Source organism: Pseudoalteromonas sp. MTN2-4 (assembly GCF_042848605.1).
Lineage (GTDB): Bacteria > Pseudomonadota > Gammaproteobacteria > Enterobacterales > Alteromonadaceae > Pseudoalteromonas.
In genome coordinates, this window is the sequence record NZ_BTGK01000001.1 from 136855 (window position 1) to 162541 (window position 25687).

Here is a 25687-nt window from a genome sequence, read left to right on the forward strand (position 1 = left end):
TTTATTGAATATTACCTAGGCGTTCAAAACGAACACCGGTTGGAACCCACCCTGGTAACAGGCTATCTGGGCCATTATCAAAATCAAAACTCATCCAAATAAATACAGCTTTGCCCACTAAGTTTTCTTTAGGAACAAACCCCCACATACGACCATCTTGACTGTTATTGCGATTATCACCCATTACAAAATAACTGTCTTTCGGAACAACCCACTCATCTTTACGAGTACCAGTTTGCTGGTAATAGCGATCAGTAGATTCTAAAGCCTGTGGATTTATAAGAATGTCATGTTGTGCACCTGGTAAGTCTTCAGTCAATCTTACCAAAGGCATTGGTCCTTGCATAAATTCATCACGGTTTACGATATCAAGACCTATTTTATTATATTCACCACACACTAGGTTATCAGTGCGCTCTTTACCAGCTTCACAATTAGGCTTGATAAAAAGTTGGCGGTTACGATACACAATACTGTCTCCCGGTAGGCCAATGACGCGTTTAATAAAGTCAATTCGCTCATCCAGAGGGAATTTAAATACCGTAATATCGCCGCGCTCAGGTTCACCGACTTCAATCATCTGTGAACGCCAAACCGGATCTTTAATGCCATACGCATATTTTTGAACCAAAATAAAATCACCATCTAATAGCGTTGGCATCATGGAGCCTGATGGTATTTGAAATGGTTCAAAAATAAACGAACGGAAGATGGTGATCGCAGCAATCATCGGAAAAATTGATTTTGCACCCTCTACAATGGCAGGCTCAGGGGCAATCTGCGCAATCACATCATCATCAAGAGGAGTCTGCGTGGCACCTTGTGCCAACGCAATTCGTTCTTTTCGCTTTGGTGCGAACATGTAGTGGTCAATCAACCAAATCAAGCCTGACCCAAGAGTCAAAAGCACCAAGAATACAGAAAAATAGCCTGCCATTAATAAGTCCTGTTATTTACCTACTTTAAGGATTGCTAAGAATGCATCTTGAGGAACTTCAACGTTACCCAATTGCTTCATTCGCTTTTTACCTTCTTTTTGTTTTTGAAGTAACTTTTTCTTACGACTCACATCACCACCGTAACATTTCGCGATTACGTTCTTACGTAACTGCTTAACTGTTGTACGCGCAATAACATGCGTACCGATAGCTGCTTGGATCGCAATATCGAACATTTGACGAGGAATTAGCTCTTTTAACGCATCAGCCAACTGACGGCCACGCTGCTGAGAGCCTTCACGGTGCGCTATAATCGCCAATGCATCAACACGGTCGCCGTTGATTAGAATATCAACCCTAACCATATCAGAAGCTTGGAAGCGCTTAAAGTTATAATCTAGTGACGCAAAACCGCGGCTTGTTGACTTAAGCTTATCAAAGAAGTCCATCACAACTTCCGCCATTGGTAGCTCATAAGTCACAGCAACTTGCTTACCATGGTAAGCCATCTTAGTTTGAACACCACGCTTCTCGATACATAGTGTAATTACATTACCAAGGTATTCTTGCGGAACCAGGATATTCGCTTCCACTATCGGCTCACGAATTTCGATGATGTCATTAACTGGAGGTAACTCTGACGGGTTATCGATTTGAATAACGCCATCTTTAGTTTCTACCTCATACACTACTGTTGGCGCAGTAGTGATAAGGTCCATGTTATATTCACGTTCAAGACGCTCTTGAATAATTTCCATGTGAAGCATGCCTAAGAAGCCAACACGGAAACCAAAACCAAGTGCCGTTGAGTTTTCTGGCTCGAAGAATAATGATGCATCATTCAGGCTTAGTTTATTAAGCGCATCACGGAAAGCATCATATTCGTCTGAAGCAATCGGGAACATGCCCGCGTATACCTGTGGCTTAACGCGTTGGAAACCAGGTAAGCGTTCAGGCGCTGCATTTTGTGTCAAAGTAATTGTGTCACCTACAGGCGCACCATGGATATCTTTAATACCCGCAATCACAAAGCCTACTTCACCAGTTTTCAACACTCCAGTATTTGTCTGCTTAGGCGTGAAAATACCAACATGATCAGCAATATGTGTTTGATCTGTTGACATAATCTTAATTTTATCACCTTTACGTAATTCACCATGTTTAATACGTACTAGTGATACAACACCTTGGTATGGGTCAAACCATGAATCGATAATAAGCGCTTGAAGAGGTGCTTCAGGATCGCCTACTGGCGGTGGTACATCGCGTACAATGTTTTCTAATACGTCTTTAATACCAATACCTGTTTTTGCTGAACATTGAACGGCTTCTAACGCATCAATACCCACGATTTCTTCAATTTCTTCAGCAACGCGAAGTGGATCGGCCTGAGGTAAGTCAATTTTGTTTAAAATTGGAATAACTTCTAAGTCCATTTCAATCGCGGTGTAGCAGTTTGCAAGGGTTTGTGCTTCTACACCTTGACCCGCATCTACAACTAATAGTGCACCTTCACACGCCGCAAGTGAACGTGATACTTCATAAGTGAAGTCAACGTGTCCTGGCGTATCAATGAAGTTAAGTTGGTATGTTTCACCGTCATCAGCCGTGTAGTTTAACGTTACACTCTGTGCTTTGATTGTGATACCACGCTCACGTTCGATGTCCATCGAATCCAGAACTTGCTGCTGCATTTCACGATCTGTTAAACCACCACAGACTTGGATTAAGCGGTCAGACAAAGTTGATTTGCCATGGTCGATATGGGCGATAATAGAAAAGTTACGGATATGCTTCATATTTCTGGATTCTAAACTTCTTAAGTCATTAAATTAGATATTAGGGTAGGATTTTACATTTTATTTGCGCTAATCACCATCTATTTGCTTCACAGAGAAACTAATTGGGTAAATTTTTACCACTTTTACTTGGTGTTTAATGCGACTAACTCGATATCGTGCTAATAAAAACCCCAACACACCACCCATTAACGCAAACAAAATCTGTAATGGTTCAGATAAATTTAACAACAGCGCGCCAATGAACATCATGATGAATGCGCCAATTAATGGTGCCATATAGACCCACGCACCGTGATTTACTAGCTGACTGTCATCAAGAGAGAGTTTTATTTTTTGACCTACTTCAACAGATTCACTTAGGTCAATGGGAAAGAGTTTCTTATGTGTTCCAAAAAGGCGGCTAAATATTTGTGAACCACATTTACCATTACACCCTTCACAGGCTGGTTTTGGTTCGGCTTGAAGATAAGCAGTCGTGCCGCGAATTTTCGCGACACTCAAGGTTTGTTCTATCATAGAGCTCGTTTTACAGACTCAGCAATGCTCTTCGCTGTTTGCGGTGGAATTTTACCTACCACAGACACATCAAAAGCACCAGAGTTGTGAACATAAACAGTTGTTGCTCCCGATGATAACGCGCCACTGGGCCTTTTACCAGCAAGCGGTCTTTGCACAAACACTGAAAACTCAACTAACCCGTCTGAAAATAAATAATAATCTGCAAGCTCATTATTTAAATCTAATTTATGTCTATCGGCTTTTAACAAGGTAAATCCTTGCGGTAACCAATCGATCTGCCAATTAGACTGAGATTGTGGGCTTATCACATTTTCGCTAACTAGAGTTGGGTCAGGGAACTCTCTGTCTAAGAGCTCGACAAGCTGTTGTGCAGGCTCAGGCGTAACACTAATGTGTGTAAGCTGAAGTTGTTCGAGCAATTCACCCGCTTGATTCACATAAGCCGCTTTTAACAACAGTGATGATTCGGTATCAATCCAAAGCCAGTAGTTGTATTTACCACTATCTTTTGATTCTAAACGAACGAGCTGGGCAGGACGTCCTGCGATCCGCCCTTTGCCGCCAAGAACAAAATCATAATCTTGTTCTAAAACCGCTATGTCTTTAAAAAGCACTTCAGGGATTGGACCAGCAATTGTGTCAGTTTTAATTGAATAAGGTGTCGATTGTGGCTCAAAGTAAGTGACCTTGTCATCAACACGGACAATTTCAAGGCCCGCACCATTAAGTAAACTTAGCAGCTCTAACTCTTGATTTTGATGTTGTGCATGTAACCAACGATATGGCTCCATGCCCTTTTCTTTCATCACTACAAAGGATGCATCAAAATTTCTTTGATGCACAGCAGTTGCCATATTTTGTAGTAACTGTTTTGCGGAAAGTAGCTCAGAAGCCTGAATTACTATAGAAAAACATAAACTAATAAAAAAAATAAACGGCTTCATTAATTAGATTCTTTACTCTCTTCTACTTTTTCAGTTTTTGCCTGATGTAAAGCATGGGCCATTCTAGATTGGCGTTGATGTTCAAGAACAAGTGCGCCAATACGTTGCTGCTGAAGCTCTCTTACCCCTTGCTGGGCACTTTGTAATGCGGAACCCTCAGATGAGAAACTCACAGGCGCAACACCACCCGCCACAGGAATAGACTGCAGTACAGGTAAATCATCACCAGCTACAGGTACCTGCTGCATGGTGTTCACACCTAATACCGCCACTAATGCAACGCTCGCCGCTATCGCGATTTGAGAAAACGGCTTTTTCCAACTACTTATACTAACAACATTAGATTGCGCTGGCTGACGAGCGACCTCTTCAATACCTTTTACATTGTGCCAAGGTTCATCTGCCAATGCTGCTGCAACGCTTGCAGTAATGTCAATCGTTATTGCATTGTCGCTTTTGGCTCTCAATGCATCACCTATCATGGCATAACGCGAAAACTTTTCAGAGTCTAATTGACTTAAACTTGCATCATCTAGGATACGCTCACCGTCAAAGATCTCTGAAGTGCTTACTTGTTCATTCTCAGCTTTATTAGCTAGGGCCATATTTAAGACTCACTAATCATTGGGTTTAAATTATTATCAATTGCTTCTCGCGCTCTGAAAATTCGCGATCTGACTGTGCCAACTGGACAGTCCATAATCACTGCAATTTCCTCATAGCTCATCCCCTCTATTTCTCGAAGGGTAATGGCTGTTTTTAAGTCATCAGGCAAGCCATCTATGGTTTTATAAATAACTGCTTTAACTTCATCACTCAGCAATAAATTCTCGGGTGATGCATTTGAGCGAAGAGAATCTGCGTTGTCGTAGAGTTCAGCTTCTTCAGCATCAATATCGTTGGCTGGCGGTTTACGACCTTGAGCCACCAAATAATTTTTAGAACAGTTAACCGCAATACGGTATAGCCAAGTATAAAATGCACTCTCACCTCTAAAATTAGGCAGAGCACGATACGCTTTTATAAACGCTTCTTGTGCTACGTCAGCTATATCGCTTTGATTTGATACATATCGTGAGATAAGACCGGCGATTCTGTTTTGATATTTGGCAACTAAGAGGTTGAAGGCGTTTTTATCTCCTTGCTGTACCCGCTTGACCAATGCTAAATCCAATTCCTGCTCGCTCATTCGAGCCGGTACTCCTCTTTTTTATAATTGTAACTAAATGTGAGTTGCCATCTTTCACAGCAATTGAGACACACTAATAAATAAAAAGTTCTGTTTTTTTGAAATTTTTTTTAAAATATCGTTCAAACGCCTAAAATAACTTCTTTTTGAAAGTCTATTTTGGCCTAACGTTCGTACTTTTACGATCATAGTACACTTGTTAATGTACATCACATAGAAAAACGAAGATTCGAATATGAAACAAATCAATAACCATGAAACTGACGTGGTTGTCATTGGTAGTGGTGCTGCCGGATTGAGCCTTGCACTTTCACTTGCTGAGCACTGTAGCGTAACGGTGATCAGTAAAGGGTCATTAAAAGAAGGGTCTACACTTTATGCTCAAGGTGGAATAGCAGCTGTTTTTGATAAAAAAAATGACAGTATTGAATCGCACGTTGAAGACACGTTAGCAGCCGGCGGCGGTTTATGTGACAGGGATGCTGTGCACTACACGGCAAGTAATGCAAAAGCTTGTTTAAAATGGTTAATTGAACAAGGTGTTCCCTTCGACATGGAATTTGATAGCAAAGGTAAAGAGCGCTATCACTTAACGCGTGAAGGTGGACATAGTCACAGGCGTATTCTTCATGCCGCGGATGCAACAGGTAAGGCCGTTCAAACTACCTTAGTTAGCCAAGTACAATCTCATAACAATATTAAGCTGCTTGAAAACTACAATGCCATAGATTTGGTAAAAGATACTGAATGTGACATGCAACCTGTAAAAGGTGTGTATGTTTATAATCGCCTTGCCGACAAAGTAGAAACGATTTCTGCTAAGTTTGTTGCACTTGCCACCGGTGGCGCGAGTAAAGTTTATCTTTATACTTCTAACCCTGATGTGTCTAGCGGTGACGGTATCGCAATGGCGTGGCGCGCTGGTTGTCGTGTTGCGAATATGGAATTTAACCAATTTCATCCTACTAGCCTCTATCACCCCGAGTTGCAAAACTTTTTGATAACAGAAGCGATGCGAGGTGAAGGTGCCCACTTAAAGCGCCCTGATGGCACACGATTTATGTCTGATTTTGACAAGCGCGAAGAACTCGCACCGCGTGATATTGTTGCCAGAGCAATCGATTTCGAAATGAAACGTTTAGGTGCTAATTGTGTTTACTTAGACATCTCGCACAAAGAAAAAGACTTTATCATTGAGCACTTCCCCACAATTTATGCGAAGTGTTTGAGTGTAGGGCTCGATATTACAAAAGAGCCAATTCCTGTTGTACCAGCAGCACATTATACCTGCGGCGGTGTAATGACGGATTTTAATGGTCAAACCGACTTACAAAATCTCTATGCGATTGGAGAAGTCGCTTATACAGGCCTGCACGGCGCGAACCGTATGGCGAGTAACTCATTACTCGAGTGCATTGTTTTCGCACATGCAGCAGCCAAGGATATTTTATCTAAACTCGAAAAATCACAAGCCCCTGATGCGATCAATCAATGGGATGAAAGCCAAGTAGGCAATTCAGACGAAGAAGTCGTGATCACCCATAACTGGCACGAACTGAGATTGTTTATGTGGGATTATGTCGGCATAGTTCGTTCAACAAAACGCTTAGAAAGAGCATTACGACGAGTTGAGCTTTTACAACAAGAGATCCAAGAATATTATGCCAACTTCAGAGTTAGTAATAACTTATTAGAACTTAGAAACCTAGTACAAGTTGCTGAGTTAATTATTCGTAGTGCCTTAGAACGTAAAGAAAGCCGTGGCTTGCACTACACACTCGACTATCCTGAACAGAGTGACAACCCTACACCCACGGTTTTAAAACCATAGACAAAAAGCGGTTCTCGCTCTTCAAAACCGATCCTCTTAAATGTTCGAATCATTTTTGAGGATTGGATTTCTTTCATTCAAAGCGAATCGACACATTCTTCGCCAATCTTTTTCACTCATTGAAGAAGCTACAAAGTGTATGGTTTCAGTTTTTTGCTGAATTGTTCTGACTTGTATAGATAAGACAGCAAGTTGAAGGTTTGCTGACATAACTTGCCCAGATACTGCTTTTTCACTATGCACTTCGATATAGTTATCTGCACAATCAAGTAACAGCGTTCCACTAAGAGGCGTCGTATTTTGGGTAATTTTATAAAAAAGTAGAAACGTTATAACTGCAGCGATGCTAATAAACAAGAAAGAAATCAGATGTGCAGAAACGAGAAAGGTGGCAAAGCTTAAAACCGACAAGAACAGCGCTATGACCTTAAAGTCTTGCCGGTTATTTGTAAATATAATTTTATACTTTGACGCGGCCAAGTATAAACTGAACCATTTTGTTTAGCTCTGGATCAGGACACTTTTCATGGCCCATAAACCAAGCAAATAAATCAGGATCTTCTACTTCGAGTAAACGTTGAAAAATTAGTTTGTCAGGGTCAGGCAACTCGTCAAAAGCTTCATCAACAAACGGTCCAAGCAGTACATCTAGTTCTAGCATTCCCCTTCTACAGGCCCATTTTAGTCGTGATTTTGGAAAAAGCTGAGTCATCTATAACCTCAAAGTAATTAGAATAATCTAGAGTGGTGAGTATATAAAATCAGATAACACATTAAAATGCTACACAGCCGAAAAGTTAATATTAAGCAATGTATATCAGTAATTTTAGAGTAACTCGACAGGCAGTTTCAGTTTTATATTGATGCCCTCCCCTAATGTGGAACTACACTTGATTTCCCCTTTTAAAAGCTGCGTTATCAGGTTATAAACTATATGCATGCCCAAACCGCATCCGCCTTGATTCCGTTTAGTGGTTACAAAAGGGTCAAACACTGTTTTAAGCATTTCAGCACTCATTCCCTTACCATTTTCATCATAACTCAGATGCCAAAATTCACCTTCTTGGTGAATAGAAACTTTGATATTGCCAGAATCAACGCCTTCAAAACCATGGATCATCGAATTGTTTAATAAATTAGTCATTACTTGATATATTGCACCAGGGTAGGTGTGCAATTCAAAATCTTCGCCTTCTATATTAATGTCTATTTGCTTTCCTTTTGTTAAGGGGACCAATGAATCAAATACCTCTTTTAGATATGATTTTATGAAAATGTTTCTTGCTTGCTCACTCGATTGATCAACTGCAACTTGCTTGAAATTACTAATTAAGCTTTGCGCCCTATCCAAGTTTCTTAAAATCAGTGCATAGCCTTGGTTTTGTTCATTGATTGCATTATCTAAGTCTTGCTGCCTCAGTGATTTATCCTCGAGCTTATGCTCTATCGCTGCCAAACTTTCTTGGTTGTATGTGAGAGCCGTCAATGCAACACCTAAAGGCGTATTTATTTCGTGGGCAACTCCGGCGACTAAACTACCTAATGACGCCATTTTTTCACTTTCGATCAGTTCTTGTTGTGTATGTTGCAACTCCATCATCGCTTGCTCTAGTTTCTGATTCTTTTTGTAAAGCTCATCTGTTCGCATTGCGACGTTAATCTCTAGCTGTTCATTTAGCTTCTGGAGTGCTTCTTGATTTTTCTTTAGTTCTGCAATGTCCTTTAGTGCCCCTGCTATACGTGTTGCTTTACCACTCTGGTCACGCTTAACAACTTTGCCTCTATCAAGTACCCAAGTCCATTGCTCAAACAAATCTTTAACCCGTATTGCTATTTCGTAGCTGTCTGTTTTACCTTCTATACATTCACGAACTTTCTCTTCAATCAATATACAATCTTTTGGATGGACGAATTGATCAAAATCGTCAATAGTCATCACTGTGTCCGCATCACCATAATCAACTTTCGAAGACACTGTATGACGATATATTTGATTGCTGTTAACATGCCAATCCCACAGCTCGTCACCACTTGCCCAAAGTGACCACTCTAAGCGCTGCCTCAACTCTGACATTTTGATATTGTCACCAACAACTTTTTTGTATCTCTGTTGGCGGGCATAAACAATAGAGGCTATGAGGGTTAATACTAAAAAGATATAAAAGCTTTTAGAGCCAGTATTCCACCACCAAGGCGCTGCAATACTGAGTGAGAATTGATGAACTGGTGAAGCAACATTAAAACGGTTAATGGTATAAGCTTCGACAGTATAATTTCCAGGTTTAAGTTTTAATAAGCTTACTTGTCTTACCCCATTTGCAAGTTTTAACCATTGCTCGCTTAAACCTATAACGCGATAATAAAACTGATTTTGCTCTGCGCCATAGTCCAAGCTGGAATAGTTCAAAGAAATAATGTCTTGGTTATGTTTTAAGTTTAGCTCCTCTGCCAATTCTGGGGCCACAGATAATACAGAGCCTTCTGCAGGCTTAAGTGACTCGCCCAATAACTCAACTTCACTAACCAATAAGGGTCTTGCTGAATTATCTACATCGAGTTTCTGCGGGTAAAATTGATTGAACCCTTTTGCACCACCAACAAATAACCGCCCATCCGGTGCAAGCCATGCAGCATTATAATTAAACTCATTATCTTGAATGCCATCGGTCGGAGAGAAGTTGTGTACATTGAAATTACTAATATCAATTCGGCTTAGCCCACCACTTGTACCAGCCCAAACATGCCCTACTCCATCATAAATAAGACCCCAAATCGCAGTATTACTTAACCCTTCATTTTGTGTGAAAGTACGGTCAATACTAAAGTCACTATGAACTAGGGTGATCCCTTGCTCACTGGCAACCCATACTCTGCCATAAGCATCTTGAACAAGCATGAAAACCAAATTAGACAGTAGTCCATCTGACGTATTAATTTGTTGAAGTTCATCCCCTTTATAGCGGAATAACCCATCGCCAATACTGCCAAACCAGAGCTCTTCTTTTACAATAAGCAATGAAGAAACATGAGAAGGTGCATCGAGTGAACTTGCAAAATATGGCATTAACTTACTCGTATTTTCATTAAAAAACATCAAACCCATTGTTCTTGAAGAGAGTAATAACACACCGTCATAAAGAGTAATATCGTTAAAACTTAACTCCGGCCCATTACCAAAATCGGGCTTAAAATGGTCAAGGGTCTCTGTGTCAAATGAGAACCGAAAGACACCATTACCTCGTGTTGTTATCCATAAATCGCTGCCATGCATAAATAACTTAGTTATAAAACTGCCTTGTACAGCAACTAACGCCTTATAAATAAATTGAGACTCGATGAACCCTTGCCCATTAAAAACATAAACACCAGCAGAGGTGCCTACCCAAACTCTATCTAGTTTATCGATGGCAAAACTGCGAGTGTCTGGCGTGGCCAAAGGTGAATCTGGATAATTATCAGTACTGACATGTCCAAACGATTCGCTCAGTTGGCTAAAAAAATGTAAACCTCGGGTTTCTGTACCAATCCAGATGCCTTTATTGTCGTCTCTCATAACGGACAAAATATTATTATCTTGAAGGCCATTTGCTTGCTGACGTTTGTACCAATGATTTAACAAGGTGCCATCAAAATGGAATAAATAAACACCGTTATTTGTCGCGAGTAATATTTCATTGGTCGAAAGATACAAGTTATTGAGGGTGATGTTCGAGACTTCAGCAAACGTTTTCGACCACAAAACTCTGCTGTATAACAAATCATAAACTATCAGCTCTTCACTTTTCGTCAGAAGGAATACTCTTTGCCCCCTAACCTTGAGCATTTTGAACTCACCTTCGAATAGCAATAGCGACTGTTGCTGCTCGTTAATTTTCATTAAACCTTTATCGGTAAGATAATAAATATTATTATTTTGTGTCTCTGGTGAGCGAATGAAATTACCGACAACTGGAGAGCGGCTTACTTCTAATGTACTTTTGTTAATTTGATAACTTTCACCGTTGGCGGTCGAAACCAATACATGCGCGCTTTGACAAGTTAAATCATTCACTCTGTCAGAGGTTATCGCGTCATAGTCACTTGCCAAAAAAGAATGAAACCGGCCATTTTGCGTATTGTATCGACTTAACCCTGTGTGTGTACCTATCCATACATCTTGATCACTGATACAAATGTCGGTGATGAAACCACCAGAGAGGCTATTTTTATCTTGCTGCTTTGGTTGAAACTGTTTGAATTCATGGCCATCGAATCTATTCAAGCCCGCTTGGGTGCCCACCCAAATATAACCAAACTGATCTTGAGCTAGCGCTGTAATAGAGCTCTGCGTAAGGCCTGCACTATAATCGTAAGAACGCATGATCTGAGCCGTATCGGTAAACTGCGGCACAGCCAGTACCAATTGACTAGAAAAAAGCAGAAATAAAAAAGATAGAATTGTCGCTCTCATACCCTGCCATCAAACACACCAAAGTGTTTTAAATATAGCAAAGCTATTAAAACTCACTAAAAAATAAACAAGTTTTTAAAGTTCGAAATCGCTTTTTGACCCGTCAGCATGCAACAGGTAGTAGCCTGCGAGTTTGTTATTTTCAAGCTCAATAAGACTGATTGAAGCGTGAGATAAAAGATAAGGTGAGCGCAAATGTTCAGAGCGACAAAGATGCTTTGTCACTTTCATTTGCCAGCGCTTGGTAAAAAAGTTGAGCGGACTCCATCTTGCGTATAAAAATGAGTCTAAATGATCAAAACACTTCAACAAGGTTTTAGGGAATTCATTTTTAATCCCTGACGCAGTTAATTGCCAAATACGGTTATCATGTTGACCAAAGCGTGCTTGCACAGAAAAACAAAACGAATAATGTACGTCACCAGACAAAATAATGGTCTCTATCGGCGTATCACTTCGCCTAAAAATGTCCATTAGTTTTCTTGCTGCGCCTTCATGGGCCATCCAGTTTTCAACATCGACAACCAAAGGGTGACCACAGGCGTTAAAAATGGCTTGCACCGCTTCAATGGCTTTTACCCCAAATACTGGCGCAGGAGACACTATAATTGTCTCTTTTTGATGCTGAAGCTGAGTTTGAAGAAACATAAGCATTTCCCAGTCCATCAAGCCACTGGGCTCATTAAAGTCTTGCTCATTACGCCAGCGGTGGGTTCTTGTATCTAATACAACCAGCTTCGGCGTTGTTTCAAGGCAGTAATGCCAATTATCAAACTGATGAAGGTGCGTATCAAATTTTGTCAGATGCCATTCACTTGACTTTAGACTAGAGCTGAAATAGGTTAAAAGTGTTTTTGACACTGAACCTGCGTCATTACCAAGCCCTTGGAAGAGCCAATAAGAGAGCAAGCCATTGCTGATAATTCTTTGACTGGCAGGGTTAGACGAAATGTTTTGTTCCCACTGTGCGGTTAAATTCCAATCGTCGGTAACATCATGGTCGTCAAACATCATTAAAGTTGAAATGTTAGCAAATAACCTAGCTACCTTTGGTAAACTCTTTACAAACCCCTTTAGGCTGTTTTTTTGTAATTCATATAACTCAGTTTGTTTGGCGTTGGCAGTTTTAAAATGTGCTTTTTCAAAATCAAATAACCGCCAGCAAGCTTCACTATGCGCCAATAAATAATAAGCAACAAACTCTTCAAGATAAATGAGGTGATTCACCGCATGGCTGCTGGTGAAGTGTGGGTCATCTTTACGAAGCCAATATCCTAAACTACGTTTTGAACGTTCTTGCCACGGTGTTTTTGGTAAGTACGGCGTTCTTGCAAATAATTGCTCAGATAAACTATCAGGTAAATTGATATATTCAGTTCGAGCTTCTTTGAACAAACCTAGTTGCTCTATAACAGCATAGATGGCTTGAAGCATTGGCCCGGCCACATCATCAGCATAGATTTGATCGCCTGAAAGCAATAATAAGGTTGGTGTTGTTGTTTGATTGAGTCTCGCCTGAGAAAGCGTTTCATCTGCACTCGCTAGCGAATCTTCAACAGGGTAATGCGGGTTGCGACAAGAGCCGTGTAATACCTGCTTTAAAACATTTGGGATCACAAATTCAGGCGAGTCGGCGTGAGGGTAACAATAAGCTGATAAATCCTTTTTAATCTCATCGAGATACAACGTATAGCCTATTGCTGTATCAGCAATAAGCTCACCACTTTTTGGTTTCACATTCACTATGTAGAAAAAACAATACTTACCCAGTGGTATTTCGAGTACTTCGTTTTCAACCTCAGTGCCTTTGAACTCAAAGCGCACGGCCCGAGGCATTGAGGTAACAAGTTGCAAACACACATTATTAACTTCGGCCCGACGAACCATCGGGCCAAGTAAAAGTTCTGGAAGATGTTTGTTTACAACTGACATAACGATTATTTGCGCTTGGCTAAGCTAAATAGATCATAGAAATTATTGGTTGTTGCTGTTGCGAGCTCTTTATATGTGATGCCTTTTAGGTCAGCAATATAATAGGCAACGTCCTGTACATAGGCAGGCTGGTTTGTTTTGCCACGATAAGGCACTGGCGCAAGGTAAGGTGAGTCAGTTTCGATGAGTAATCTATCTAGTGGAATTTGCTTCACAACCTCTTTTAATTCAACCGCGTTTTTAAATGTCACAATACCAGAGATTGAAATATAAAAGCCTAAATCTAGTGCTTGCTTTGCCATGTTCCAATCTTCAGTAAAACAATGCAAAACACCACCGCATTTATCGGCACCATGGGCTTTCATTAGATCTATGGTATCAGTTCGGGCATCTCGGGTATGAATGATCAGCGGCTTTTGTAGTTCATTAGCCACCTCAATATGTCCAACAAAACTCTCTTGTTGCACAGAATGTGTGTCTTTTGAGTAGTAATAATCTAGACCCGTTTCACCAATCGCAACAACTTTATCGTGTTGAGCCAATGACAATAACTGACTTTTATCCAAGGCTTGATCTTGGTTTAAAGGGTGCACACCACATGAGACTGAAATATCATCAAAAGCTTGTACTTTGTCAAGCATACTCGGAAATTGATCTAATGTGACGCTCACACATAAAAAGTGCTCGACTTGCTTTTGTCTTGCTTCATCTAATGCTTCTGGGAGTGATAAACCAAGTTTATCAAAATCTAATCTATCTAAATGGCAGTGCGAATCTACAATCATAACTACTCTTACATGGTGTAGGTGGGTTTTTCTGAATTAAGTGCTGTCCCCAGCAACTTTATGATTTTATCGTTGACTGTTTCATTCCCCTCAGAAAAGCCAACGCCCACGCCTGGTGGATTTGAATTTTGCGCGCCTTGCGGTGTTATCCATACTACTTTACCTTCAATGACATCTTCTTCTAATGCATCTGGCAAAGTTACGCGCAGCGATAAAGGCTGCCCCATATCAAAACGAGAGTTAGTTTTAACAAACAAGCCGCCGTGCTTTAATGCGGGCATATAACAACGATATAACTCGTCAAAATCTTCAAAATCTAGAAGTAAAACTTGCATAGTGCTCCCCTACTGCAAAGCCTGTTTTAGCGCTGTAAATAACTTAAGCAAGGCTAATTGTAAATTCAAGCCTGGGATCTGTTGATGATCCTTTATAAAGTCAGCCAAAGCCTGTTGTGTGACTGTCATTTTCGAGAAGTCAGCACCATTGTATAAAGCTTGCTTTATTCGCCTTTGAACAAAGCGCCCCATTTCATTGACCAATTCTGGCGATTTTACCAATAATTCAACACATTGCGACACATCAGCAGTATGATTGAGTGTTTCAATACTACGGAATAATTGGTTAATTTGTTCAACTTGACCCGTTTCAAACCAATGCTTAATTTTCAAAGGTTGTGATATAAACAAGTTAATCCATGGCAGTTCACCGTAATCACCTAATTGCTGCGTCAACCAAGCCCTAACTTGCTGCTCGGATTGAAGCGCTATATTGCTCTTTGCACAGCGACTAACAATCGTCGCTGGCAATTGCGCGACATCATCACAAGTTAAAATTAAAAAGCGTTTTGCGTTTGGCTCTTCAAGGGTTTTTAGCAGTGCATTAGCCGCTGAATGCGTCATTTTATGCGCTTGGTGAACAATAACCACTTTGTTGCCACCTTGCTGCGCTGAATGATAGATGAAATCGGCGATTGCTCTTATTTCATCGACACCTATGGTCGCCCCCTCAGAACTAACAAGCAGTTTATCAGGGTGAGTTTGCGCTGATATTAAAGCACAACTTTTACACTGACCACATGCCAAAAGCTCTGAAGTATTTTCACACAAGATGGCATCAGCTAGACCCTGTGCTAATGCTAACTTGCCTACTCCTTGCAACCCTGCAAATAACTGAGCATGATGAAAGCGACCCGCTTTAAAGCTCGTATTGAGCTGTTGCCAAGGACGCTCTAACCAAGGCATCATCAGAGATTAACCTGCTGATAAAAGTTTTCTAGTGCCGTCAGAATGTCAGCGTGCACTTTATCCATCGCTTGCTCTGCGTTTATGACCACGCAGTTCTCATCCGATTCAGCTAATGCCAAATAACGTGCGCGAGTTTTCTCGAAAAACTCAATCGCCTCTAACTCAATTCTGTCTAATTCTCCGCGTCCACGTGCGCGCGATAAACCCATCTCTGGTGAAATGTCCAGATATAAAGTCAGATCGGGTTTTAAACCTTGTAGCACAATATCAGAAAGACTATTCAATATTGCTTGAGATAAACCTCTACCACCACCTTGGTAAGCTTGCGAAGACATGTCATGTCTGTCACCCAATACCCACTTGTTGGCAGCAAGGCTAGGTCTGATCACATTATGTAGTAACTGCGCACGTGCAGCATACATAATAAGTAGCTCAGTTTCACCTGCCACTTCTTCTTCATACTGGTTTTTAACGAGCGTTCGAAGTGCTTCAGCCATTGGCGTGCCACCCGGCTCTCGGGTGTTAATAAAGTCAATTTGCTTGTCTGCAAGAAACTGTTGGCAAATTTGCATTGCTGTTGATTTACCAGCCCCTTCAAGGCCTTCAATCACAATAAATTTAGCTGTCATTACTTCTCTTTAAAATATACTGTCTTACGGCTTTATTATGATCCGTTAAGTTTTTAGAAAACAGATGCTGGCCATTGCCTTTGGCAACAAAATAATAGTAATCAGTTGTATCAGGTTGCGTCGCCGCAATGATTGCCTCTTTCGATGGCATGGCAATGGGTGTTGGCGGCAAACCATTTATTCTATATGTATTATAAGGCGTATGCTCTTTTAAATCTTTGCGTTTAATGTCACCATCAAAGCGTTCTCCCAATCCATAAATTACTGTAGGATCAGTTTGCAAACGCATTTTCTTATTGAGTCGGTTAATGAACACTGAAGCGATTTTTTTGCGCTCCCCAGCATAACCCGTTTCTTTCTCAATGATCGATGCCAATATAAGGGCTTCATAGGCATTTTGCAGCGGCAAATTAGCCATTCTATCTTCCCATACTTGCGTAAGTTCTTTTTTCATTGCGTCATTTGCGCGTTTCACAATCGACAATGCGCTGTCGTTTGCATGATAAAAATAAGTTTCGGGTAGCAACCAACCTTCCGCATAGTTAGTCACTTCTAATTGCTCTGAAAGCTTAGTCTCTTCAATATTGTAATTGATGAAATCAGCCGATTTGAGCTTATTGAGGACCATTTTTAAAGTGTCACCTTCGATCACGGTAAAACTAAACTGTTTTTGCTGACCTCGGTGAATTTTGTCTATGGCCTCTAACACAGTTAAATTTTGTAACTCATATAAGCCTGGTTTTAGCGAGGTATTGGCAGGATATAACTTGGCATATACTTGCAGTGCAAAACACGAATCAATATTACCTTTCGCTAACCACTCATTACAAAGTCGATGAACACCTTTACCACGTTTCACTTCGAACAACTCAGGGATGTTTGTCAACTGTAACTGCTTAAAGTGTGTTATTTGCTGTTGAATGAATATGGCAGCGAATAACATCAAGAGCACAAAGACTGCGGTTATCTTCTTAAGCATGTAAGGAACTCATTAAACTCTGTTTGACGATTAAGGCTACTTCAAGCTCAAACTGTTTTGTATCTAATTGAATAATTGGCACTAACTCCATCAAACTATTACAAGTGAACAACGCCTCCATGTCAGTCCAAAAACCGATACTTTCTTCAACTTCAGTAATGGTATTTACTTGCTGTAATACACTTAAGTAAACACCTTTTATTCCTGCCTTGGACAATTTTGGCGTAAAAAACTCACCATTTTTAAAACCAATCAAGTTTCCAGCTGATGTTTCAATCACTTGATTATGAATGTCTAACACTATCACATCATGGCTATCAGTAAACCGCTTAGCATCTTGTTTGATCAGCACTTGTTCAAGTCTATTCAAGGTTTTTAAGCCCGCCAACAATGGCTGATGACCAAGTTTTACGTTTGAAGTACTTACATTGATCCCCTGAGCTTGCCAATCAGCATAATGTGTGGGAAAAGGAAGTACGGATACAATAACATTGAGACTTGGCTCATCAGGGGCTTGATAACCACGACCTCCTTCACCTCTGGTGATAACCATTTTTAATACGGCTAATTCATGCTCTATCACTTGCTTTTCACACTCAGATTGCACCAGTTGCCAATCAATTTTTGGAAAGTGGAGTGCTTTGGCACATGATTGCAGGCGTGTGAGATGAAAATCCCAGTGTTGGACTTTGCCTGATTTAATGGCTGCGGTGGTAAAAAAGCCATCGCCATATTGGAAGCCGCGGTCTTGAGGTGTGATTGTGGTTGTTATTTTTAAGCTCATTTTAATCACAAAAAAGCCCGGCATCGCCAGGCTTTCTTTAATAGTTTGTCGCCGTATCTAAGGATTATACCTTTTTAAATAGCAACGAGCCATTGGTTCCACCAAAACCGAATGAGTTACATAAAGCATACTCAAGTTTTGCGTCACGACCTGTGTGAGCAATATAATCTAGATCACACCCTTCATCTGGATTATCTAGGTTAATGGTCGGTGATACTTTTTGGTCGTGCAAAGATAGCGCTGTGATAATTGACTCAACAGAGCCTGCAGCGCCAAGTAGGTGACCCATCATTGATTTAGATGAACCAACCATCACTTTATCAGCAGCAGCACCGAAGATAGACTTAACCGCTTGCGTTTCAGCTTTGTCGCCCGCATGCGTTGAAGTACCGTGTGCGTTGATATAGCCCACTTCTTCTGCGTTTACAGTCGCGTCTTTAAGAGCATTTTCCATCGCAAGCGCCGCACCTGAACCATCTTCAGGTGGTGACGTCATGTGGAATGCATCGCCACTCATACCAAAGCCAACTAGCTCAGCATAAATTTTTGCGCCGCGTGCTTTTGCATGTTCGTACTCTTCAAGTACCATCACGCCCGCACCATCTGCAAGTACAAAACCATCACGGTCTTTGTCCCAAGGACGAGAAGCAGCTTGTGGATCATCATTACGTGTTGAAAGTGCACGTGCTGCACTGAAACCACCCATACCAATTGGCGTAGATGCTTTTTCCGCACCGCCTGCAACCATCGCATCTGCATCACCATAAGCAACCATGCGGGCAGCATGACCGATGTTATGCAAACCAGTTGTACAAGCAGTAACGATTGAAATATTTGGACCTCTCAAGCCGTGCATGATAGACAAGTGACCTGAGATCATATTGATAATTGTCGAAGGCACATAAAACGGTGACAGCTTACGTGGGCCACTATTAAGTAGTTTTACATGGTTTTCTTCGATTAATGTTAAACCACCGATACCTGAACCTACAGCTACACCTACACGTGCTGCATTTTCGTCAGTGATTTCAAGACCAGAGTCTTTTAAAGCTTGAACCCCTGCTGCAACACCATATTGGATAAACAAGTCCATTTTTTTGGCTTCTTTCTTCGGCATGTACTCAGTGACATCAAAGTCATTGATCAGACCTGCGAATTTAGTTCCAAAATTTGTGGTATCAAAGTGCGTGATGTTAGAAATGCCACTTTGGCCTTCTAGTAAGCCTTGCCAGGTTGATGCAACATCATTACCTAGCGGCGTCAACATACCTAAGCCAGTTACTACGACTCGACGTTTAGCCACGGTTTCCTCCAAAAGGGATTGATTATTTTTATGAGGGGGTAGAAAAGACTAAGGGCAGCGAATGCTGCCCCAAGTGATACGTTTGATTACTCAGCGTGAGCAGTAACGTAGTCGATCGCTGCTTGAACAGTAGTGATTTTCTCTGCTTCTTCGTCAGGGATCTCAGTGTCGAATTCTTCTTCTAGAGCCATTACTAGCTCAACAGTGTCTAGAGAGTCAGCACCTAAGTCGTCCACAAAAGACGCTTCGTTTTTAACTTCTTCTTCTTTAACACCTAGTTGCTCAACAATGATTTTCGTTACGCGTTCTTGGATATCGCTCATTCTTCTTTCCTTTATTAAAACGCATTTGCGTTATTTTCAGATTGCGGCGTAGTGTACGGCGCATAATTCTGGGTTTCAAGGATTTGCTCAGATATTTTGATCTGGTCAAACCTGTTATAAATTAATTTATACTTTTATCGCTTATTTTAATAGCAATTTCAAGTAAGATTGCAGCAAGATCACAAAAAATTAATTGAATCTTTTTTATGATCTACAGCAATTAAACCATGTACATCGCACCATTTACGTGCAAAGTCTCACCAGATACGTACGCAGCCGCATCAGACGCTAAATAACATACTGCTGCAGCGATCTCTTCAGGCTGACCCAAACGACCTGCTGGCACGTTAGCAAGCGTTGCTGCTTTTTGCTCGTCAGTTAACTCGTCAGTCATGTCAGTTTGAATGAAACCTGGTGCAATAACGTTCACTGTTATACCGCGAGAAGCCACTTCACGTGCCAAAGATTTAGAAAAACCAATTACACCCGCTTTTGCAGCTGCATAGTTTGCTTGACCTGCATTACCCATTGTGCCCACAACAGAACCAATGTTGATTATACGGCCCGCTTTTTTCTTCATCATAGGACGAAGAACCGCTTTAGAAAGACGGTAGATAGAGCTTAAGTTGGTATCGATGATATCGTTCCACTCATCGTCTTTCATACGCATAAGTAGGTTATCACGAGTGATGCCAGCGTTATTAACTAGCACGTCAATATCACCAAAATCAGCTTTAATTGCCGCTAACGTTGCTGTGATTGAATCAGCATCCGTCACGTTTAGCGCGTAACCTTTGCCGTTTTCGCCTAAATATTCACTAATTTTTTCAGCACCAGAATCGCTCGTCGCAGTACCAGCAACAATCGCACCTTGTGCTACTAATGCATTAGCAACAGATTTACCGATACCACGGCTCGCACCTGTTACTAAAACAATTTTACCTTCTAATGAAAATAGATTGCTCATTATTTATCTCTTCTTATTTAGCAGATTCAATTGCTGCTGCATCATTTACAGATGCACATGCAATTGACTTATCAATTCGTTTAACTAAGCCACTCAGTACTTTACCTGGGCCGAATTCATAACTTTGTGTAATTCCAAGCTTTGCAAGTTCTTGAACTGTTTCAGTCCAACGAACAGGGCTATAAAGCTGACGTACTAGCGCATCTTTAATCGCTGCCGCTTCAGTTTCAATGGCAACATCAACGTTGTTGATCACGTTTGATTTCGGAGCATTGAATGCAAGTGCTTCTAAATCAGCAGCAAGCTTCTCTGCCGCAGGCTTCATTAACTCACAGTGAGAAGGCACGCTTACCGCTAATGGAAGTGCGCGTTTTGCGCCCGCTTCTTTACAGGCTTCAGACGCTTTTTCTACCGCTTCTTTGTGACCTGCGATAACAACCTGACCAGGAGAGTTATAGTTAACTGGCGCAACAACTTGCTCACCCGAAAGCTCAGCACAAATTGCTTGGATCTTGTCATCATCAAGACCGATAATTGCAGCCATTGAACCTACACCAGCAGGTACAGCTTCTTGCATGTAAAGACCACGTTTCTCAACCAATTTTACGGCTTCAGCAAGACTTACTACACCTGCACACACCAAAGCTGAGTACTCACCTAGGCTGTGACCAGCTAGAACAGTCTCAACTTCTGCATTGCTTGCTAACCATTCACGGTAAACAGCAACGCTCGCAGTTAGTAATGCAGGTTGTGTGCGATGAGTTTGATTTAGTTCTTCAGCTGGACCGTTAACAACGAGATTTGCTAAGTCATAACCCAGCGCTTCTGATGCTTCTGCAAATGTTGCTTTTACAATTTCTGATGATTCAAGTAACTCTGCAAGCATACCAACTGCTTGTGAGCCTTGACCTGGGAATAAAAGTGCAATTTTCTGTGACATATAATGCTCTTTATAATAATAGTTATGCCACCCTCACCCCTAGTCAGTGATTTTCGAGGGACGATGGCGAGTGTTCTTCATCTAATGCAATTTGTTCGAAGGTCGCTTCTATTTTTTCAGGAACCTGTTTTTCAACTTCTCTGATAGCTTCTTCGATTGCAGCAAGAAACGCCTTGTTCGAAGCATTTCCGTGACTTTTCACAACAATACCACGCAATCCTACCAGACTTGCACCGTTATACTGGTCGGGGTTCACCCTTCTGTAGAGTTTTTTTATGATTGGACTGAGCAATACGGCTAATAATCGATAGAAAAAACGTTTTTTCAACGCTTTTGTAAACTTATGCATAATAAGTTTAGCAATACCTTCACATGTTTTTAGAGCAACATTACCCACAAAACCCTCACAAACAACAACATCGGCCTTACCGGAAAACATATCACTGCCTTCACAAAACCCTGTGTAGTTAAGATAAGGCGTTGCCTTCATTATATTCGCGGCTTCTTTAATTGTGTCATTGCCTTTAATGTCTTCAGAGCCAATATTAAGTAAACATACTTTTGGCCGTTCACCTTTACAGGTCTCGCCAGCAACAATGCTGCCCATAATACCAAACTGAAACAATGTCTGTGCATCACAATGCACGTTTGCACCAAGATCAAGTAAATAAACAGGTTGTTTTTTTTCTGTAGGTACAGCAGAAATGAGAGCAGGTCGTTTAATGCCAGGAAGCATTTTTAACACAAAGTGTGCAATCAGTAACAGTGCACCAGTATTACCTGAACTTACGCATGCTTGTGCTTGTTTGTTTTTTACTAAATCTAAAGCGATACGCATTGAAGAATCTTTCTTGTTTCGAAGTGCTTGCGCAGGTTCACAATTATTAGAAACGACTTCACTACAGTGCTTAATTATCAATCTAGGGTGTTTGTCTGCTTTATGTTTTCTTAAAGCATCAGAAATGCATTTTTCATCGCCACAAAGGAGCAATGTAAGATTGGGGAACTTATTTACCGCAGAAATGGCGGCTGGAATAGATGAACGGGGGCCGTAATCGCCCCCCATCATATCTAACGCAATGGTTAGATGAGTCAGCATAAAAGCAATCTCTTATTTAGAAATTACTTTTTCGCCTTTGTAGTAACCATCAGCAGTCACGTGGTGACGAAGATGAGTCTCACCAGAAACCTGATCTACAGTTAGAGCTGGTCCACTGATTGCGTCGTGTGAACGGCGCATGCCACGTCTTGCGCGAGACTTTTTGCTTTTTTGTACAGCCATTAGCCTTCTCCTAAGAATTTTTCTTAAGTTGTTTTAAAATTTCAAATGGATTTGGTTTGCTCTCTGTTGCAACTACTTCACCAAAGCTCGCAGGCTCTTCGGAATAAGCGCAAGATGCTTCGTCGTGTGTTGGTACTATAGGAATCGCTAAAATAAGCTCGTCTTCTATAAGTTGACGAAGATTTATTTCACCTTCTTCATCCAGTTCAACCACATCGTAGCAATCAGGAAGATGGTCCGACTCATCACCCGATTTAACCGGTGAATAAGCAAAGTCATGTTCCAAATCCAACCCTAAATCTCCATTACAACGCTGACAAATAACGGTTAGATGTGCACGGAAAGAACCGCGAATTACAACCAACCCTTGTTCATCATTACTGCAATGAATGTCTACCGCTATTTCACCAGTTTGATCTTGCACAACTTGCTCTAAACGAGAAAGTTCTTCGAGCTGAACAACGCCGTCATAACTGAGTCTGCGTTGTGCGGCTCTGCAAGGATCAAGAGTGATGGGAATTTTCACCTTTTGCATAGGGGCTGCATCATATAGATAGTTAATGTTTTAGTCAAAATAAAAATCAAAGTTTCCTTTGTTTTTCGCTCTATTGCGCCCTATTCTAGCGCTATTGGTATTTTGACAACTAAGTGTTTATGAAAACTCCTCTTATTTTAGCGTCAAGCTCGCCATTTAGGCAGCAAATTTTAAAAAAATTAAACCTTCCTTTCTCATCATTTTCACCTGATGTTGATGAAAGTCATTTATGCGATGAGTCGCCTGACAAATTAGTGTCTAGGTTGAGTGTGTTAAAAGCAAAAGCAGCCAATGACAAATTCAAAGAAGGCTTGGTGATTGGCTCAGACCAAGTAGCTGTTCACGACGGAAAAATACTTGGCAAACCCCATACAAAAGAAAATGCCATCAAACAGCTGCAAAGTTTTAGTGGTAATAAAGTGAAATTTTTAACTGGATTGTGCCTATACGATATAGCAACGAACCGATATGAAGTCCTTGTCGAACCGTTCAACGTTCATTTTAAGAAGTTAACTCTCGCACAAATCGAAGCATATTGTGATGCTGAAACGCCCTATCAATGTGCAGGCAGCTTTAAAAGCGAAGGTTTGGGGATTTGTTTGTTTGAAAAATTAGAAGGCAGCGATCCAAATTCATTGATTGGGCTGCCATTAATTAGATTAACCGAGTTATTAGCTCGTTTTGACGTCGATGTGTTGCTCAGCCAACAGAAAAGTATGCAAGTCAGTTAGGCTGTCTAGTACTGTCAGCGCTTGCGTTTTTTCAAGCGCTGCTCGAGTTGCTGCGCCATGGGTCAATCCAACCGCTGCAATACCCGCTTGCTTGGCCATTTCGATATCTAATAATGAATCACCAATCATAATGGCATCTTCAGCAGCCACACCTGTCATTGCTAGAATTTGATTTAACATATCAGGATTCGGCTTCGACTGTGCTTCATCAGCTGTTTTAGTGGTAACAAAGTATTCTTCTGTCGATGTTTCAGCCATTAAGCGGTTTAACCCTGTACGAGACTTACCGGTCGCAACGGCCAGTTGCACCTGACTCGCAGCTAAAGCATCTAATAAGTCATTTGCTCCTGTGAATAAAGGCGTAGGCGTATCATCCCCTTCTTTATAAACCGTTTTATAAGCTTGAGCTAACGCTTCCCACTTATCTTCATCGTTTGGAAACAGCTTTGCAACCGCGGTCGGTAAAGATAAACCGATAATAGCTTTAGCAGCATCATCCGTCGGAATTGCCGCATCACATTGTTTGGCTGCAAGTTTTAAAACATTCACAATTTTTGGCACTGAATCCATTAAAGTGCCATCCCAATCAAAAATAACAAGCTTGAACTGCATTACTTTGCTCTTAATGTTTTCAAAGCATTATTTAATGCTTTATCTAGTGGTGCCTCAATATGCATGGTTGTTTCATGTTTCGGATGCAAAAAGCGAAGGTCATGGGCATGTAAGAATAAACGGCTCAGTCCCATTTCTCTCATACGGCTATCGAAAACTTGGTCGCCATACTTATCATCACACGCAATAGGATGGCCTTTACATTGAGTGTGAACACGAATTTGGTGAGTACGACCTGTCACTGGCGATGCTTGTACCAACGTGCAACCATCAAAACGCTCAAGCACTCTAAAACGAGTATGAGATGCTTTACCTTGCTCCTCATCTACTCGTACAACTCGCTCACCTGACTGTAAGGTATTTTTGCGAAGAGGTTCTGTAACATTTTTAATTTTCGCTGCCCACTCACCTACTACTAATGCCCAGTAGTTTTTCTCCATGGTTTTTTCACGGAGCTGCTCGTGGAGTCCTTTTAATATAGAACGTTTCTTTGAAATCAGAAGACAACCTGATGTATCTCTATCTAAACGATGCACAAGCTCTAGGTTTTTCTCTTGAGGCCTTAAAACGCGTAACGCTTCAATTAAGCCATAACTCAAGCCACTGCCGCCATGCACAGCCATACCTGAAGGCTTATTGATCACAATGAGATATTGATCTTCAAATAAAATAGCATCTTCTAGGGCTGATATTTTATCTAGATTTTTTGGTACAAACTCTTCTCGCTCAGCCACTTTAATAGGGGGAATACGAATTAAGTCGTCAATTTGCAATTTATAAACTGGCTTAACACGCTTTTTATTAACCCTTACCTCTCCCTTGCGAAGAATTTTATAAATTGCACTCTTAGGCACCCCCTTCAAATGGGTCACTAAGAAGTTATCAATTCTCTGACCTTGCTGATCTTCAGTTACGGTTACAAAGCTGACTTTTAAAGGAGATTTTTCTGACATTGCCTAATCACTGAT

Annotated in this window: 27 protein-coding genes; 2 read left to right on the top strand and 25 right to left on the bottom strand. The window is 41.0% G+C overall.

The genetic code is table 11. The features are described 5' to 3' along the window. Window position 1 precedes the first annotated feature (1 nt). From lepB to rpoE, 6 genes are all read right to left on the bottom strand, one after another. Window positions 2–937, bottom strand: coding sequence for a signal peptidase I (gene lepB / locus ACGHEH_RS00670; protein ID WP_138482106.1), 936 nt, complete (start codon window positions 935–937; stop codon window positions 2–4). Window positions 938–949: 12 nt separating this feature from the next. Continuing rightward, window positions 950–2737 (bottom strand): translation elongation factor 4, encoded by a 1788-nt coding sequence (gene lepA, locus ACGHEH_RS00675; protein WP_390440855.1) that lies wholly within the window; start codon window positions 2735–2737, stop codon window positions 950–952. A 69-nt stretch (window positions 2738–2806) separates the two neighbouring features. Continuing rightward, entirely contained in the window at window positions 2807–3256 is a 450-nt protein-coding gene (locus ACGHEH_RS00680; RefSeq protein WP_390440857.1) for a SoxR reducing system RseC family protein, read from the bottom strand. Further along, a complete protein-coding gene (locus tag ACGHEH_RS00685) occupies window positions 3253–4203 on the bottom strand; it encodes a MucB/RseB C-terminal domain-containing protein (RefSeq protein ID WP_390440860.1) in 951 nt (316 codons plus the stop codon). Before ACGHEH_RS00685 ends, ACGHEH_RS00680 begins: the two co-directional genes overlap by 4 nt. Then, on the bottom strand, window positions 4203–4808 hold the full coding sequence (locus ACGHEH_RS00690; protein ID WP_390440862.1) for a sigma-E factor negative regulatory protein: 606 nt from the start codon (window positions 4806–4808) through the stop codon (window positions 4203–4205). Before ACGHEH_RS00690 ends, ACGHEH_RS00685 begins: the two co-directional genes overlap by 1 nt. Window positions 4809–4810: 2 nt before the next feature. Continuing rightward, window positions 4811–5392: an RNA polymerase sigma factor RpoE gene (rpoE, locus tag ACGHEH_RS00695; protein WP_058030117.1), complete on the bottom strand. Its 582-nt coding sequence runs from the start codon at window positions 5390–5392 to the stop codon at window positions 4811–4813. A gap of 235 nt (window positions 5393–5627) precedes the next feature. Here rpoE and nadB point away from each other — a divergent pair, with 235 nt between their 5' ends. After that, complete coding sequence (gene nadB / locus ACGHEH_RS00700) at window positions 5628–7223, top strand: L-aspartate oxidase (RefSeq protein ID WP_390440865.1); 1596 nt, start codon at window positions 5628–5630, stop codon at window positions 7221–7223. Window positions 7224–7259: 36 nt separating this feature from the next. Here nadB and ACGHEH_RS00705 read toward each other — a convergent pair whose 3' ends face one another. The 17 genes from ACGHEH_RS00705 to yceD all read right to left on the bottom strand — a co-directional run bounded on the left by ACGHEH_RS00705 (window position 7260) and on the right by yceD (window position 23376). Next, window positions 7260–7634, bottom strand: coding sequence for a hypothetical protein (locus ACGHEH_RS00705; protein WP_390440868.1), 375 nt, complete (start codon window positions 7632–7634; stop codon window positions 7260–7262). Window positions 7635–7683: 49 nt separating this feature from the next. Further along, window positions 7684–7935 carry a succinate dehydrogenase assembly factor 2 gene (locus ACGHEH_RS00710; RefSeq protein ID WP_390440870.1) on the bottom strand — a complete coding sequence of 84 codons (252 nt, stop codon included), beginning with the start codon at window positions 7933–7935 and terminating at the stop codon, window positions 7684–7686. Window positions 7936–8049: 114 nt separating this feature from the next. Further along, window positions 8050–11673 (bottom strand): two-component regulator propeller domain-containing protein, encoded by a 3624-nt coding sequence (locus ACGHEH_RS00715; RefSeq protein WP_390440873.1) that lies wholly within the window; start codon window positions 11671–11673, stop codon window positions 8050–8052. A gap of 75 nt (window positions 11674–11748) precedes the next feature. Further along, the gene (locus ACGHEH_RS00720; protein WP_390440874.1) at window positions 11749–13605 is read right to left on the bottom strand and encodes a metallophosphatase; all 1857 of its coding nucleotides are present in this window, start codon (window positions 13603–13605) and stop codon (window positions 11749–11751) included. Between the two features lie 5 nt (window positions 13606–13610). Beyond that, window positions 13611–14390 carry a TatD family hydrolase gene (locus ACGHEH_RS00725; protein WP_390440877.1) on the bottom strand — a complete coding sequence of 260 codons (780 nt, stop codon included), beginning with the start codon at window positions 14388–14390 and terminating at the stop codon, window positions 13611–13613. An 8-nt stretch (window positions 14391–14398) separates the two neighbouring features. After that, the gene (locus tag ACGHEH_RS00730; protein ID WP_058030124.1) at window positions 14399–14725 is read right to left on the bottom strand and encodes a PilZ domain-containing protein; all 327 of its coding nucleotides are present in this window, start codon (window positions 14723–14725) and stop codon (window positions 14399–14401) included. A 9-nt stretch (window positions 14726–14734) separates the two neighbouring features. Beyond that, window positions 14735–15634, bottom strand: a complete 900-nt coding sequence (gene holB / locus ACGHEH_RS00735; protein ID WP_390440881.1) for a DNA polymerase III subunit delta' — start codon at window positions 15632–15634, stop codon at window positions 14735–14737. Beyond that, the gene (gene tmk, locus ACGHEH_RS00740; RefSeq protein WP_390440883.1) at window positions 15634–16263 is read right to left on the bottom strand and encodes a dTMP kinase; all 630 of its coding nucleotides are present in this window, start codon (window positions 16261–16263) and stop codon (window positions 15634–15636) included. The genes holB and tmk overlap by 1 nt, the downstream gene beginning before the upstream one ends. Next, complete coding sequence (gene mltG, locus ACGHEH_RS00745; RefSeq protein WP_390440886.1) at window positions 16253–17242, bottom strand: endolytic transglycosylase MltG; 990 nt, start codon at window positions 17240–17242, stop codon at window positions 16253–16255. Before mltG ends, tmk begins: the two co-directional genes overlap by 11 nt. Further along, window positions 17235–18026 carry an aminodeoxychorismate lyase gene (gene pabC / locus ACGHEH_RS00750; protein ID WP_390440888.1) on the bottom strand — a complete coding sequence of 264 codons (792 nt, stop codon included), beginning with the start codon at window positions 18024–18026 and terminating at the stop codon, window positions 17235–17237. The genes mltG and pabC overlap by 8 nt, the downstream gene beginning before the upstream one ends. Before the next feature lie 64 nt (window positions 18027–18090). Beyond that, on the bottom strand, window positions 18091–19329 hold the full coding sequence (gene fabF, locus ACGHEH_RS00755; RefSeq protein WP_390440890.1) for a beta-ketoacyl-ACP synthase II: 1239 nt from the start codon (window positions 19327–19329) through the stop codon (window positions 18091–18093). Between the two features lie 86 nt (window positions 19330–19415). Continuing rightward, window positions 19416–19652 carry an acyl carrier protein gene (gene acpP / locus ACGHEH_RS00760; RefSeq protein WP_058030130.1) on the bottom strand — a complete coding sequence of 79 codons (237 nt, stop codon included), beginning with the start codon at window positions 19650–19652 and terminating at the stop codon, window positions 19416–19418. A gap of 220 nt (window positions 19653–19872) precedes the next feature. After that, on the bottom strand, window positions 19873–20619 hold the full coding sequence (gene fabG, locus ACGHEH_RS00765) for a 3-oxoacyl-ACP reductase FabG (protein WP_390440892.1): 747 nt from the start codon (window positions 20617–20619) through the stop codon (window positions 19873–19875). Window positions 20620–20632: 13 nt separating this feature from the next. Continuing rightward, window positions 20633–21559: an ACP S-malonyltransferase gene (fabD, locus tag ACGHEH_RS00770; RefSeq protein WP_390440894.1), complete on the bottom strand. Its 927-nt coding sequence runs from the start codon at window positions 21557–21559 to the stop codon at window positions 20633–20635. 43 nt (window positions 21560–21602) lie between these two features. Next, window positions 21603–22658, bottom strand: a complete 1056-nt coding sequence (plsX, locus tag ACGHEH_RS00775) for a phosphate acyltransferase PlsX (protein WP_390440897.1) — start codon at window positions 22656–22658, stop codon at window positions 21603–21605. Between the two features lie 12 nt (window positions 22659–22670). Next, the gene (rpmF, locus tag ACGHEH_RS00780) at window positions 22671–22841 is read right to left on the bottom strand and encodes a 50S ribosomal protein L32 (protein WP_058030134.1); all 171 of its coding nucleotides are present in this window, start codon (window positions 22839–22841) and stop codon (window positions 22671–22673) included. 10 nt (window positions 22842–22851) lie between these two features. Beyond that, complete coding sequence (gene yceD / locus ACGHEH_RS00785) at window positions 22852–23376, bottom strand: 23S rRNA accumulation protein YceD (RefSeq protein ID WP_390440899.1); 525 nt, start codon at window positions 23374–23376, stop codon at window positions 22852–22854. Between the two features lie 119 nt (window positions 23377–23495). Between yceD and ACGHEH_RS00790 the strand changes: the two genes are divergently transcribed. Continuing rightward, window positions 23496–24107, top strand: a complete 612-nt coding sequence (locus ACGHEH_RS00790) for a Maf family protein (RefSeq protein ID WP_390440902.1) — start codon at window positions 23496–23498, stop codon at window positions 24105–24107. Here the strand turns inward: ACGHEH_RS00790 and ACGHEH_RS00795 are convergent. After that, entirely contained in the window at window positions 24048–24719 is a 672-nt protein-coding gene (locus ACGHEH_RS00795; RefSeq protein ID WP_390440904.1) for an HAD-IA family hydrolase, read from the bottom strand. The two genes, ACGHEH_RS00790 and ACGHEH_RS00795, sit on opposite strands and share 60 nt — an antisense overlap. After that, the gene (rluC, locus tag ACGHEH_RS00800) at window positions 24719–25672 is read right to left on the bottom strand and encodes a 23S rRNA pseudouridine(955/2504/2580) synthase RluC (RefSeq protein ID WP_390440906.1); all 954 of its coding nucleotides are present in this window, start codon (window positions 25670–25672) and stop codon (window positions 24719–24721) included. Before rluC ends, ACGHEH_RS00795 begins: the two co-directional genes overlap by 1 nt. Window positions 25673–25687 lie beyond the last annotated feature (15 nt).

Excerpts from the sequence above, each read along its gene's own strand:
- lepB (WP_138482106.1), bottom strand. The coding sequence starts at position 937 with ATGGCAGGCTATTTTTCTGTATTCTTGGTGCTTTTGACTCTTGGGTCA.
- lepA (WP_390440855.1), bottom strand. The coding sequence starts at position 2,737 with ATGAAGCATATCCGTAACTTTTCTATTATCGCCCATATCGACCATGGC.
- ACGHEH_RS00680 (WP_390440857.1), bottom strand. The coding sequence starts at position 3,256 with ATGATAGAACAAACCTTGAGTGTCGCGAAAATTCGCGGCACGACTGCT.
- ACGHEH_RS00685 (WP_390440860.1), bottom strand. The coding sequence starts at position 4,203 with ATGAAGCCGTTTATTTTTTTTATTAGTTTATGTTTTTCTATAGTAATT.
- ACGHEH_RS00690 (WP_390440862.1), bottom strand. The coding sequence starts at position 4,808 with ATGGCCCTAGCTAATAAAGCTGAGAATGAACAAGTAAGCACTTCAGAG.
- rpoE (WP_058030117.1), bottom strand. The coding sequence starts at position 5,392 with ATGAGCGAGCAGGAATTGGATTTAGCATTGGTCAAGCGGGTACAGCAA.
- nadB (WP_390440865.1), top strand. The coding sequence starts at position 5,628 with ATGAAACAAATCAATAACCATGAAACTGACGTGGTTGTCATTGGTAGT.
- ACGHEH_RS00710 (WP_390440870.1), bottom strand. The coding sequence starts at position 7,935 with ATGACTCAGCTTTTTCCAAAATCACGACTAAAATGGGCCTGTAGAAGG.
- ACGHEH_RS00715 (WP_390440873.1), bottom strand. The coding sequence starts at position 11,673 with ATGAGAGCGACAATTCTATCTTTTTTATTTCTGCTTTTTTCTAGTCAA.
- ACGHEH_RS00720 (WP_390440874.1), bottom strand. The coding sequence starts at position 13,605 with ATGTCAGTTGTAAACAAACATCTTCCAGAACTTTTACTTGGCCCGATG.
- ACGHEH_RS00725 (WP_390440877.1), bottom strand. The coding sequence starts at position 14,390 with ATGATTGTAGATTCGCACTGCCATTTAGATAGATTAGATTTTGATAAA.
- ACGHEH_RS00730 (WP_058030124.1), bottom strand. The coding sequence starts at position 14,725 with ATGCAAGTTTTACTTCTAGATTTTGAAGATTTTGACGAGTTATATCGT.
- holB (WP_390440881.1), bottom strand. The coding sequence starts at position 15,634 with ATGATGCCTTGGTTAGAGCGTCCTTGGCAACAGCTCAATACGAGCTTT.
- tmk (WP_390440883.1), bottom strand. The coding sequence starts at position 16,263 with ATGACAGCTAAATTTATTGTGATTGAAGGCCTTGAAGGGGCTGGTAAA.
- mltG (WP_390440886.1), bottom strand. The coding sequence starts at position 17,242 with ATGCTTAAGAAGATAACCGCAGTCTTTGTGCTCTTGATGTTATTCGCT.
- pabC (WP_390440888.1), bottom strand. The coding sequence starts at position 18,026 with ATGAGCTTAAAAATAACAACCACAATCACACCTCAAGACCGCGGCTTC.
- acpP (WP_058030130.1), bottom strand. The coding sequence starts at position 19,652 with ATGAGCGATATCCAAGAACGCGTAACGAAAATCATTGTTGAGCAACTA.
- fabG (WP_390440892.1), bottom strand. The coding sequence starts at position 20,619 with ATGAGCAATCTATTTTCATTAGAAGGTAAAATTGTTTTAGTAACAGGT.
- fabD (WP_390440894.1), bottom strand. The coding sequence starts at position 21,559 with ATGTCACAGAAAATTGCACTTTTATTCCCAGGTCAAGGCTCACAAGCA.
- plsX (WP_390440897.1), bottom strand. The coding sequence starts at position 22,658 with ATGCTGACTCATCTAACCATTGCGTTAGATATGATGGGGGGCGATTAC.
- rpmF (WP_058030134.1), bottom strand. The coding sequence starts at position 22,841 with ATGGCTGTACAAAAAAGCAAAAAGTCTCGCGCAAGACGTGGCATGCGC.
- yceD (WP_390440899.1), bottom strand. The coding sequence starts at position 23,376 with ATGCAAAAGGTGAAAATTCCCATCACTCTTGATCCTTGCAGAGCCGCA.
- ACGHEH_RS00790 (WP_390440902.1), top strand. The coding sequence starts at position 23,496 with ATGAAAACTCCTCTTATTTTAGCGTCAAGCTCGCCATTTAGGCAGCAA.
- ACGHEH_RS00795 (WP_390440904.1), bottom strand. The coding sequence starts at position 24,719 with ATGCAGTTCAAGCTTGTTATTTTTGATTGGGATGGCACTTTAATGGAT.
- rluC (WP_390440906.1), bottom strand. The coding sequence starts at position 25,672 with ATGTCAGAAAAATCTCCTTTAAAAGTCAGCTTTGTAACCGTAACTGAA.